This is a genomic window from Stenotrophomonas sp. Sm6012 (assembly GCF_030985895.1).
Classification (GTDB): Bacteria; Pseudomonadota; Gammaproteobacteria; order Xanthomonadales; family Xanthomonadaceae; genus Stenotrophomonas; species Stenotrophomonas forensis.
The window spans coordinates 1-11301 of record NZ_JAPTFX010000151.1 but is presented as its reverse complement, the minus strand read 5'-3'; the positions used below and the strand labels follow the sequence as shown (position 1 = coordinate 11301).

General features: G+C 62.8%; 8 protein-coding genes. All 8 read right to left on the bottom strand.

Annotation, left to right across the window (positions count from 1 at the left end; genetic code table 11):
* Nucleotides 1–45: 45 nt before the first annotated feature.
* Nucleotides 46–1284, bottom strand: coding sequence for a restriction endonuclease subunit S (locus tag O0J73_RS19060; protein ID WP_308309385.1), 1239 nt, complete (start codon nt 1282–1284; stop codon nt 46–48).
* Nucleotides 1281–2840: a type I restriction-modification system subunit M gene (locus O0J73_RS19055; protein ID WP_053508940.1), complete on the bottom strand. Its 1560-nt coding sequence runs from the start codon at nt 2838–2840 to the stop codon at nt 1281–1283. Before O0J73_RS19055 ends, O0J73_RS19060 begins: the two co-directional genes overlap by 4 nt.
* The gene (locus O0J73_RS19050) at nt 2837–3049 is read right to left on the bottom strand and encodes a helix-turn-helix domain-containing protein (RefSeq protein ID WP_080375940.1); all 213 of its coding nucleotides are present in this window, start codon (nt 3047–3049) and stop codon (nt 2837–2839) included. The genes O0J73_RS19055 and O0J73_RS19050 overlap by 4 nt, the downstream gene beginning before the upstream one ends.
* A gap of 194 nt (nt 3050–3243) precedes the next feature.
* Nucleotides 3244–4809: a glutamine-hydrolyzing GMP synthase gene (gene guaA / locus O0J73_RS19045; RefSeq protein ID WP_136639453.1), complete on the bottom strand. Its 1566-nt coding sequence runs from the start codon at nt 4807–4809 to the stop codon at nt 3244–3246.
* A gap of 104 nt (nt 4810–4913) precedes the next feature.
* Nucleotides 4914–6371 carry an IMP dehydrogenase gene (gene guaB / locus O0J73_RS19040; RefSeq protein WP_005409308.1) on the bottom strand — a complete coding sequence of 486 codons (1458 nt, stop codon included), beginning with the start codon at nt 6369–6371 and terminating at the stop codon, nt 4914–4916.
* 436 nt (nt 6372–6807) lie between these two features.
* Nucleotides 6808–7686, bottom strand: coding sequence for a bifunctional methylenetetrahydrofolate dehydrogenase/methenyltetrahydrofolate cyclohydrolase FolD (folD, locus tag O0J73_RS19035; RefSeq protein ID WP_308309384.1), 879 nt, complete (start codon nt 7684–7686; stop codon nt 6808–6810).
* Between the two features lie 324 nt (nt 7687–8010).
* Nucleotides 8011–9843 carry a monovalent cation:proton antiporter-2 (CPA2) family protein gene (locus O0J73_RS19030; RefSeq protein ID WP_053449528.1) on the bottom strand — a complete coding sequence of 611 codons (1833 nt, stop codon included), beginning with the start codon at nt 9841–9843 and terminating at the stop codon, nt 8011–8013.
* A 250-nt stretch (nt 9844–10093) separates the two neighbouring features.
* Complete coding sequence (gene moeB / locus O0J73_RS19025) at nt 10094–11275, bottom strand: molybdopterin-synthase adenylyltransferase MoeB (RefSeq protein WP_308309386.1); 1182 nt, start codon at nt 11273–11275, stop codon at nt 10094–10096.
* Between the last annotated feature and the right edge of the window lie 26 nt (nt 11276–11301).

Genomic DNA, 11301 nt, shown 5'->3' with positions numbered 1-11301 from the left:
TCGCTTCTTCATGTCCGTCCTCTTGTGAGACGGACTCTACTAAGATCAGGTTGGCCCGGAAAACGGGGGGCAGGTCACCTCTGCTCCTTCTGATCTTGGGAAGCTTAGTAGCAGGTCGCGGTAATACTCATACTGCTTCCGGAGTAGTTCGATCTCTCGCGGCAAGCCCTCGCTAAGGGAGTTTATCAAGATATCGAACTTCTCGAGGATGGCGACGATGCGAACCTGCTTCGAGAGCGCTGGCACAGGCACCTCCAGCTTCTTAATTTTCGATGCCAGAATGTGCTTCACTGTTCCGCCCGTGGTTATTTTCGCCAGCCTCGATTTTCCTTCGGCACTTTGCAGAAAGTAGTTGATGAATTTAGAGTTGCATCCACCACCATTACTCATAACGATAAGCGCATGACAGTTGCAATCTTTATACTTATCACCCACAACCGCACTCTCTCCAACATGGCCGGATTGAACCACCAGAATGTCATCGATCTTGAGTTTTGTTCTGGCGCACTTATCGTGAAATTCCCTTGTTATGTAGTATTCATTCTTGTCATTGATGCTGCCCTTTTGGATATTTGTCCCCTGCAGATATCTAATCCCACTTTCAGCGTCAGTATAGTACGGAGTAACGGTACCCACAAATCCATTTCGAATAAAGGGAAAGAGATCACCAAGAGGCTTCCACTCAGCGTCACCGTCTTCAAAACTTAACAACCGATCCCGATAGTAGCTGTATTGCTTCTTGCGGGCGGCCAGCTCGGCGGCCAGCTCTGTGGTCAGCTCTGTGGTCAGCTCAGTAAGGGCATCCAGGATGCGGACGATTTCGGCTTGGATTTTAAGTGATTTTTTCGGATTCTCGGGGCAAGGAATGGGGACATGAAGCTTTTCAACTGCGGATATCGATAACCGCGGAACGCTTGCCCTACGAACTTGAGATGAAATTTCACGCTGTCTCGTCAAAAGAAAGTAATACAAATACTTGCTATTGACGGCATTTGATTTCGCGAAGAAATAGACATCATCCGCAGCCCAGAACGCGGCATCACTAAATCCAATATCCCCTGCGGCTCCCGCGACAACCAAAAAGGCCACCCCAGCCGGCGCATTACCTTCATGGTAGTAGCCAAGTGGCTTCAGACTGTTTTGATAAACCGCATAACTTCCGACTTCATCCAGCTGGCTTTTGACGAGCCTTTTCCCCCGCTGAGGAGGAATCAGTTCACCCACCTCGGCCCACTCGACCGCAACGCCTTCGAGCAGAGTTTCCAGGAATTTTGCACCAATCATGCACCAGGCCTCTCGCCCTCAATCGCCGAGATAATGGCATCAAGTTCATTACGAATTCGGGCCATCTTGGCTGCCGTAGCTTTTAGACCAGCATTAAGCTTGGCAATGTCCACAACTTCGCGAGTGTCCTTCGCCTCCACGTAGCCACTGACCGAAAGGCTGTAGTCATTGGCAGCCACCTGCACCAAAGGCACTGTCTTGGCGAAGTGATTGACATTGGCCTTGCTGTCGAACACAGCCATGATCTCTCTGATGTGATCGTCCAGTAGCACGTTATTGTTGGTGCCCTTCTTGAATAGCCCGCTGCCGTCAATGAACTGCGTGCGGGTGTCTTTCTTGTTTTTGGCTAGCACCAGAATGTTCACCGCGATGCTGGTGCCGTAGAACAAGTTCGGCGCGAGCGAGATCACGCTCTCCACGTAGTTGTTGTCTACCAGGTAGCGGCGAATCTTTTGTTCGGCGCCTCCTCGGTAGAGGATGCCGGGGAAGCACACGATCGCCGCGCGCCCCTTCGCCGAGAGGTAGCTCAGTGCATGCAGTACAAAAGCAAAGTCAGCTTTGGACTTGGGCGCGAGCACGCCAGCTGGTGCAAAGCGGTCATCGTTGATCAGCGTGGGGTCATCGCTTCCGATCCACTTCACCGAGTAGGGCGGATTGGAGACAATGGCGTCGAAAGGTTTGTCATCACCGAAGTGCGGAGCAATCAGAGTGTTGCCCAGCTGGATATGGAACTTGTCATAGTTGATGTTGTGCAAGAACATGTTCATCCGCGCCAGGTTGTACGTGGTGTGGTTGATCTCTTGCCCAAAGAAGCCCTCTTCGATGAGGTGGTCGTCGAATTGCTTTTTTGCCTGCAACAGTAGCGAGCCCGAGCCGCACGCGGGGTCATAGATCTTGTTGATGCTGGCCTGGCCGTGCATTGCCAGCTGCGCGATGAGTTTGGAGACCTGCTGTGGCGTAAAGAACTCGCCGCCTGATTTTCCGGCATTGGCGGCGTAGTTTGATATCAGGAACTCGTAAGCATCGCCAAAGAGATCAATATGGCTGTCGTCAAAGCTACCCAAGTCCAGACCAGCAACGCCCTTGAGGACAGCAGCCAGGCGAGCATTCTTGTCCTTTACAGTGTTACCAAGCCGGTTGCTGGTGGTATCAAAGTCGGCAAACAGACCGCTGATATCTTGCTCTGACGGGTAGCCATTGGCAGACGCTTCGATGGACGAGAAAATCTTGGCAAGATCAGTGTTCAGACTTCTGTTGGCGCCGGCGCTGGCCGCTACGTTGACGAACAGCTGGCTGGGGTAGATGAAGTAGCCCTTGGTCTTGATGGCATCGTCTTTGGCTGCGGCGATGTTCTTATCATCATCAGCCATGTCGGCGTAATCAACGCTGGAATCACCCCCGGTGATGTAGTCGACAAAGTTCTCGCTGATGAACCGATAGAAAAGGGTGCCCAGCACGTATTGCTTGAAGTCCCAACCATCGACCGCACCGCGAACTTCGTTGGCAATCTTCCAAATTTGGTTTTGCAGGGCAGCGCGCTGCTGAGCACCGGTCATGACTTATTTCCTGTCGAATCGTTCAATTGTTCCTCATCTGCTCCGCCCGCACGCACCCATTCATCCACCTCGGACAACTGGAATTTCCAAAGTCGTCCCACACGGTGCGCTGGCAGGCCTTTACGCTCCCGCCAACGATAAACGGTGTCCTTGGCCACGCCCAGATGCTGGGCGACCTGACCAGCGGTTACCCACGGCTCAGTGGTCATGGCAATTACGCACCATTGGCATGCATCAAAGTCGATGAGAGTCGGTGAAAGTCTATCAGAGCCGGGCGGGGCTGAATCAGGCGTGGCGCCTTATACCTTCCCTAAAGGGATCCAGCAATTTCTGACCGAACTGAAAGACGAGGGAAGGCTCCATATGCAACAAGGGCGCCTCTCGGCGCCCTCGTTCTTTCAACTCATTCCCACTCAATAGTAGCCGGCGGCTTCCCCGAGATGTCATAGACAACCCGCGACACCCCTCGCAACTCATTGATGATCCGGTTGCTCACCGTCCCCAGGAACTCATACGGCAGATGCGCCCAGTGCGCCGTCATGAAGTCAATCGTCTCCACCGCCCGCAGCGCAATCACCCACTCATAAGCGCGCGCATCACCCACCACGCCCACCGACTTCACCGGCAGGAACACGGCAAACGCCTGGCTGGTCTTGTCGTACAGGTCCGCCTTGCGCAGCTCGTCAATGAAGATGGCATCGGCCTTGGCCAGCAGTTCGGCGTATTCGCGCTTCACTTCGCCCAGAATGCGCACGCCCAGGCCCGGGCCCGGGAACGGATGGCGGTAAACCATGGTGCGCGGCAGGCCGAGTTCGACGCCCAGACGGCGCACTTCGTCCTTGAACAGCTCGCGCAGCGGCTCCACCAGGCCCAGCTTCATGTGCTCCGGCAGGCCGCCCACGTTGTGGTGGCTCTTGATCACATGCGCCTTGCCGGTCTTGCTGCCGGCCGACTCGATCACGTCCGGGTAGATGGTGCCCTGCGCCAGCCACTTGGCGTTCTTCAGCTTGTTCGACTCTTCGTCGAAGATCTCAACGAACAGGTTGCCGATGATCTTGCGCTTGGCTTCCGGGTCGCTCACGCCTTCCAGCGCGGCGAAGTAACGGTCGGCGGCATTCACGCGCACGACCTTCACGCCCATGTGCTCGGCGAACATCGCCATCACCTGGTCGCCTTCCTGCCAACGCAGCAGGCCGGTATCCACGAACACGCAGGTCAGCTTGTCGCCGATCGCCTTGTGCAGCAACGCAGCCACAACCGACGAATCCACACCGCCGGACAGGCCCAGGATCACTTCGTCATCGCCCACCTGTTCGCGCACGCGGGCGATCTGGTCGTCGATGATGTTGGCGGCGGTCCACAGGGTCTGGCAGCCGCACACATCCACCACGAAGCGGCGCAGCAGCGCCTGGCCCTGCAGGGTGTGGGTCACTTCCGGGTGGAACTGCACGCCGTACCAGCGCTTTTCTTCGTTGGCCATGGCGGCCACCGGAATACGGTCGGTGGTAGCGGTGATGGTGAAGCCCGGCGGCGCAACGGAGACGTGGTCACCGTGGCTCATCCAGACATTCAACTTCGGCTCGCCGCCGTGGTCGCTCAGGCCCTTGAACAGCGCATCCGGGTTGATAACGTTCACTTCGGCGTGGCCGAATTCGCGCTGGTCCGCCGCTTCGGTGGCACCACCCAGCTGCGCGGCCAGGGTCTGCATGCCGTAGCAGATGCCGAAGATCGGCAGGCCGCTGTCGAACACTTCCTGCGGCGCGGCTGGGGCGCCCGGCAGCGTGGTCGATTCCGGGCCACCGGACAGGATGATGCCCTTGGCGCCGAACGCCGCGATCTCGGCCGGGTTGTGGTCCCACGCCCAGATTTCGCAGTAGACGCCCAGCTCGCGGATGCGGCGGGCGATCAGCTGCGTGTACTGCGCGCCGAAATCGAGGATCAGGATCTTGTCGTTATGGATGTTGGTCATGGCGCCCTGGCAATGCAGTAGGGAAAACGAAATCAGATTTGCAGCAGCAGATGGAAAAAGAGGAACGGGAATCAGCTTCCTCGTTCCTCTTTGCCCGGCCCGCGTCAGGCGCGGTAGTTCGGCGGCTCTTTGGTGATCGTCACGTCGTGGACGTGGCTCTCACGCTGGCCGGCGCCGCTGATCTTCACGAACTTGGGCTTGCTGCGCATGTCTTCGATGGTGGCGCAGCCCACGTAACCCATGGTGGCGCGCAGGCCGCCCATCAGCTGGTGGATGATGCCGCCCACCGGGCCGCGGTACGGCACGCGGCCTTCGATGCCTTCCGGCACCAGCTTGTCGGCGGTGGCGGCGTCCTGGAAGTAGCGGTCCTTCGACCCCTTCTCCATGGCAGCCAGCGAACCCATGCCGCGGTAGCTCTTGTACGAACGGCCCTGGTACAGCTCGGTCTCGCCCGGCGATTCCTCGGTACCGGCCAGCAGGCCGCCAACCATGATGGTCGAGGCACCGGCGGCCAGCGCCTTGCCGATGTCGCCCGAGTAGCGGATGCCACCGTCGGCGATCAGCGGGATGCGGTCCTGCAGCGCTTCGGCCACCAGGTCGATGGCGGTCACCTGCGGCACGCCAACGCCAGCGACGACGCGCGTGGTGCAGATCGAGCCCGGGCCGATGCCGACCTTCACTGCGTCCGCGCCGCTGTCCAGCAGCGCCAGTGCGGCTTCGCCGGTGCAGATGTTGCCACCGATGACCTGCACGTTCGGGAAGTTCTTCTTGACCCAGCTGACGCGGTCCAGCACGCCCTGCGAATGGCCGTGCGCGGTATCGACCACGATCACGTCCACGCCGGCGGCGACCAGCGCTTCCACGCGGCGATCGGTATCGCCACCCACGCCGACGGCAGCCCCGACCAGCAGGCGGGTCGACAGGTCCTTGGCAGCGTTGGGGAAGTCGGTGTTCTTCTGGATGTCCTTGACGGTGATCAGGCCACGCAGTTCGAACGAATCATTGACCACCAGCACCTTTTCGATGCGGTTGCGGTGCAGCAGCTGCAGCACTTCGTCAGAGGCGGCGCCTTCCTTGACCGTGATCAGGCGATCCTTCTTGGTCATGATGTGGCGGACCGGATCGTCCAGCTCGGTTTCGAAGCGCATGTCGCGATGGGTCACGATGCCGGCCAGCAGGCCGTCGCTGCCCACCACCGGCACGCCGGAGATGTTGTGCGCCTGGGTCAGGGCCAGCACGTCGCGGATGGTGGTTTCCGGGCCGACGGTGATCGGGTCGCGGATGACACCGGCCTCGAACTTCTTGACCTTGGCCACTTCCGCGGCCTGCTGTTCCAGGCTGAGATTCTTGTGGATGATGCCCATGCCGCCAAGCTGTGCCATGGCGATGGCCAGGCGGGCTTCGGTGACGGTATCCATGGCTGCGGACAGGATCGGAAGCTTCAGCTTCAGGTCGCGAGTCAACCGCGTTTCGAGGTTGACGTCCTTGGGCAGGATGGTCGAATGGGCGGGGACGAGCGAGACGTCGTCGTAAGTGAGTGCTTCAGCCTGGATGCGCAGCATCGGCATACCCGAGATGTGGGGAAGCGCGACATTTTACCCTGTTTTCGCGCCCTGTGGCAGGGGGTAGATGCGACGCAGTGTCGCGCGGGCGGCGATCCATTCAGGGGGCTATCCGGGCCGCCGGTGGCATACCGCCTTTGGTGGGTGCCAACCTTGGTTGGCACGGCCCGTCCGGCAACTGGACCCCAGATGGGCCGATGACCCCGATGGATGTGCCGACCAACGGTCGGCACCCACCTTAAGAGGATCACTCGGGGCAGTCCTGGAGCGCCTTTGGTAGGTGCCAACCTTGGTTGGCACGATCTGTCCGGCACCGGTGCCCCAGATGGGCCGATGGCCCCGATGTATGTGTGCCAACCAAGGTTGGCACCTACCAGGAGCGGGTCATCCGCATGTCCGCATTGTGCCGACCAACGGTCGGCACCACCCCAAAAGGTCAGCTCAGCGCTTCGGCCGCTTCCAGGGTGTTCTGCATCAACGTGGCCACGGTCATCGGGCCCACGCCACCCGGCACCGGGGTGATCCAGCTGGCGCGCTGGGCGGCCGCTTCAAACCCGACGTCGCCCACCAGGCGTCCGTCATCCAGGCGGTTGATGCCCACGTCGATCACCACCGCGCCCGGCTTCACCCACTCGCCCGGCACGATGCCGGGGCGGCCCACCGCCACCACCAGGATGTCGGCGTTGCGCACGGCCTGTTCCAGCACGTCCTTGGGGGTGAACTTGTGGCAGCTGGTCACGGTGCAGCCGGCAATCAGCAGCTCCAGGCCCATCGGCCGGCCGACATGGTTGCTCACGCCCACGATGGTGGCGTTGCGGCCGCGCACCGGCTGGTCGGTGTGGCCCAGCAGCGTGGTGATGCCGCGCGGGGTGCACGGGCGCAGGCCGAACTCGCGCAGGGCCAGGTGGCCGACGTTTTCCGGATGGAAACCATCCACGTCCTTGCGCGGGTCGATGCGCTGGATCAGCCGGCGCGCGTCGGGGATGCCCGGCAGCGGCAGCTGGACCAGGATGCCGTTGATCTTCGGGTCGGCGTTGAGCTGGTCGATCAGGTCGAGCAACTCGGCTTCGGTAGTACCGGCCGGCAGATCGTAGTCATGCGCTTCGATGCCGACCTTCTCGGCGGCACGGCGCTTGTTGCGCACGTACACGGTCGAAGCCGGGTCGCCGCCCACCAGCACCACGGCCAGGCCCGGGCGGCTGCCACCGGCGGCCACGCGGGCGTCGACGCGCACCTTCAGGCTGTCGAGCAGGTCCTCGGCGATACGGCGGCCATCAAGGATGCGGGCAGGATGCTGGGGGGCGGAATCGGTCATCGGGAGCAGGCGTGGGGCGGCGGGGACGCTATTGTCCCCGATTCAGGCCCCCTCGCCCACCGCCGCGCGTCGACGCCGTGCCCCGGTAGTGCCGGCCGCTGGCCGGCAACCTCATGACGTCGGAACGTTTCCGTATCTGCCGGTAGTACCGGCCGCTGGCCGGCAACCTCATGACGTCGGAACGTTTCCGTATCTGCCGGTAGTGCCGGCCGCTGGCCGGCAACCTCATGGCGTCGGAACGTTTCCGTATCTGCCGGCCAGCGGCCGGCACTACCGACGGATGGTGCGCAAAGGTTGCCGGCCAGTGGCCGGCACGACCGGGCTCTACTCTTCCTCTTCCGGCACGTCCTGCGGGTTCAGCGTCTTGCTCGCGCGCTTCGGTGCGGTGAACGGGGTCGGCGTCGGTACGCCCTGCGGGCTGTTGCCGTAGATCATCCGCGCGCCGGCATTCAACCCACCACCGGCAATCTCCAACTCGAAGCGCTCGGCGTCGCGGCGGCGGATCTGCTCGGCGATCTCCACCGCGTCATCCTCGTCCGCACCCAGCTCCACCAGCGCGGCCTGGCCGAACAGCACCGCCGACTCAAACGTCTCGCGGATCTGGAAATCGACACCGGCATGGATCAGCCGCAGCGAATGCTCGCGGTCGAACGAGCGCACCATCAACTTGGCCTGCGGGAATTCATGCGCCACCAGTTCGACAATGCGGTCAGCCGCCTCGGCCTTGTCCACGCACACCGCAATCGCACGCGCGGTGGCGGCACCCGAGGCATGCAGCACGTCCAGGCGCGTGCCATCGCCGTAATAGATCTTGAAACCGAACCGCGCCGCGCTCTGGATCATCTCCACATCGTTGTCGATGATGGTCACGTCCACGTCGCGCGCCAGCAGCGACTGGCTGGCGACCTGGCCGAAGCGGCCGAAGCCGATCAGCAGCACGCTGCCGGACAACCCATCGGCCTCGTCCACGCCATCCATGTTCACCGTCGGCTTCGGCGCCACGCGCTTGTAGACCAGCACCACCAGCGGGGTCAGCGCCATTGACAGCACCACCACGGCGGTGAAGTTGGCATTGATGTCCAGGTCGATCACGCCAGCCGATGCGGCGGCGGAGAACAGCACGAACGCGAACTCGCCGCCCTGCGCCATCAGCACGCCACGGTCCAGCGCCTGCGCATGATCGCTGCCCATGATGCGCGCGACCACGTAGATGCACAGCGCCTTGGCCGCCATCAACGCCAGCACCAGGCCGAGGATCAGCTGCCAGTGCGCGGCCACCACGCTCAGGTCCAGCGCCATGCCTACGCTGAGGAAGAACAGGCCCAGCAGGATGCCGCGGAACGGTTCAATGTCCGCTTCGATCTGGTGGCGGAAGGTCGACTCGCTCAACAGCACGCCGGCCAGGAACGCGCCCATCGCCATCGACAGGCCGGACAGCTGCATCAGCAGCGCAGCACCCAGCACCACCAGCAGCGCGGCGGCGGTCATCACCTCGCGTGCCTTCGATTCGGCCAGCACCCGGAACAGCGGATTGAGCAGGAAGCGGCCGACCAGCACCAGGCCCACGATGGCACCCACGCCGATCGCTACCGACAGCCAGCGCGAGCCTTCGCCATCGGCGCTGCCGGCGCTCGGCGCCATCCATGCCACCAGCGCCAGCAACGGCACGATCAGCAGGTCTTCGAACAACAGGATAGAAACGATCTTCTGCCCCGACGGCAGCGCGATGTCACCGCGCTCGGCCAGCAGCTGCATGACCACCGCGGTGGAGGTGAGCACGAAGCCGGTGGCGCCGATGAAGGCCACCTGCCAGGGGAAGCCGAACAGCTTGGCGATGCTGGTCAGCACCAGCGCACAGGTGACGATCTGCAGCGTGCCCAGCCCGAAGATTTCCTTGCGCAGGCTCCACAGGTGCGAGGGCCGCATTTCCAGGCCGATCACGAACAGGAACATCACCACGCCGAGCTCGGCGGTATGCAGGATCGCCTGCGGGTCGGAGAACCAGCCCAGCCCGAACGGTCCGATCGCCAGGCCGGCGGCGAAGTAGCCCAGTACCGAGCCCAGGCCGGCCCGGCGGAACAGGGGCACCATCACCACCGCCGCGCCCAACAGGGCCACGACCTTGACCAGCTCGCTGGTCGCTGCTTCTACCGCCATGCGGTGCTTTCCCCAAGATCCAGAATCGGGTTCAACAATAGAGCAATGCCGATGACGGCAATAGCACGCATGTTGCGCCGGATTGTCTTGGAGGTGGAACGATGTGGGGACTGACCCCAAGCATCATCCCGAAACCGCACACCCGCTTCGGCATGTGCCAACCTTGCACCCGCTTCGGTAGGTGCCAACCTTGGTTGGCACGAGAGCGCCGACCAAGGTCGGCATCTACCAAAGCCTCCCCCAGCCGGGTTCACCCACCCCGACAAAACGCGGCGTAATCGATATACCCCGGGAACGGCACCCCCGGCGCACACACCGGGCAGTGCGGGTCGGGCCGGATGCCGGTCTCGCGGAAGCGCATGCCCAACGCATCGAAACGCAGCAGGCGGCCGACCAGCGGCTCGCCGATGCCCAGCAGCAGCTTCAGCACCTCGGTGGCCTGCAGCACCCCGGCCAGGCCAGGCAGTACGCCCAGCACCCCCGCCTCGGAACAGCTCGGCGCGAACTCCGGCGGTGGCGGCTCGGGGAACAGGCAGCGGTAGCACGGCGCCACGCCGCGCTGGCGGCCGGCGTCAAACACGCTTACCTGGCCGTCAAAGCGCTCGATGGCGGCATACACCAGTGGCGTGGCGTGCTTGATGCAGGCGTCGTTGAGCAGGTAGCGCAGCGGGAAGTTGTCCGAGCCGTCCAGCACCACGTCCACGCCGTCCAGCAGGCGGTCCACGTTCTCGGAAGTGACGCGCGCGGGTACCGCTTCGACCTCGATCGACGGGTTCAATGCCAGCAACCGCTCGCGCGCGGAATCGACCTTGAACTGGCCGACGCTGGCTTCGGTGTGCACGATCTGCCGGTGCAGGTTGCTGCGCTCCACGCGGTCGTGGTCAGCGAAGCGCAGATGCCCTACCCCGGCCGCAGCCAGGTAGAAGCCGGCCGGTGCGCCCAGCCCACCCGCGCCGAGCACCAGCACGCGCGACTGCTGCAGGCGACGTTGGCCGGCCTCGCCCACCTGCGGCAGCAGCAGGTGGCGCGAATAGCGGTCGTAGAAGTCGCGGTCGGCCGCACTGGTCAGCGACTGCACCAGCGGCAACAACTGCTCGCGCCAGGCCACGGTACCGCCCGTCACGGAAGCGACGTTGGAATACCCGGCCCCCTGCAGGAACTGCGCGGCATCGGCCGAGCGCTTGCCGCTCTGGCAGATCAGCAGGATTTCCTGGTCGTGCCGCGGCAGGTGCGCGGCCGGATCGGCCTGCAGCTCGCCCTTGGCCACGCCGCGCGCGCCCTCGGCCATGCCCCCGGCCCGTTCGTGCGCCTCGCGCACATCGATCAGCACGGCGCCATGGGCCAGGCGCTCGCGCGCCTGCGCGGGGGAAAGCTCTCGGATGCTCATGGCCGCATTATCGCGCAGGTGCCGCCAGGCCGCCTTGACCGATATCCGCAAACGCGGGGGTAGTGGGGGGG

Excerpts from the sequence above, each read along its gene's own strand:
- guaA (WP_136639453.1), bottom strand. The coding sequence starts at position 4,809 with ATGACCAACATCCATAACGACAAGATCCTGATCCTCGATTTCGGCGCG.
- O0J73_RS19030 (WP_053449528.1), bottom strand. The coding sequence starts at position 9,843 with ATGGCGGTAGAAGCAGCGACCAGCGAGCTGGTCAAGGTCGTGGCCCTG.
- O0J73_RS19055 (WP_053508940.1), bottom strand. The coding sequence starts at position 2,840 with ATGACCGGTGCTCAGCAGCGCGCTGCCCTGCAAAACCAAATTTGGAAG.
- guaB (WP_005409308.1), bottom strand. The coding sequence starts at position 6,371 with ATGCTGCGCATCCAGGCTGAAGCACTCACTTACGACGACGTCTCGCTC.
- O0J73_RS19050 (WP_080375940.1), bottom strand. The coding sequence starts at position 3,049 with ATGACCACTGAGCCGTGGGTAACCGCTGGTCAGGTCGCCCAGCATCTG.
- folD (WP_308309384.1), bottom strand. The coding sequence starts at position 7,686 with ATGACCGATTCCGCCCCCCAGCATCCTGCCCGCATCCTTGATGGCCGC.
- O0J73_RS19060 (WP_308309385.1), bottom strand. The coding sequence starts at position 1,284 with ATGATTGGTGCAAAATTCCTGGAAACTCTGCTCGAAGGCGTTGCGGTC.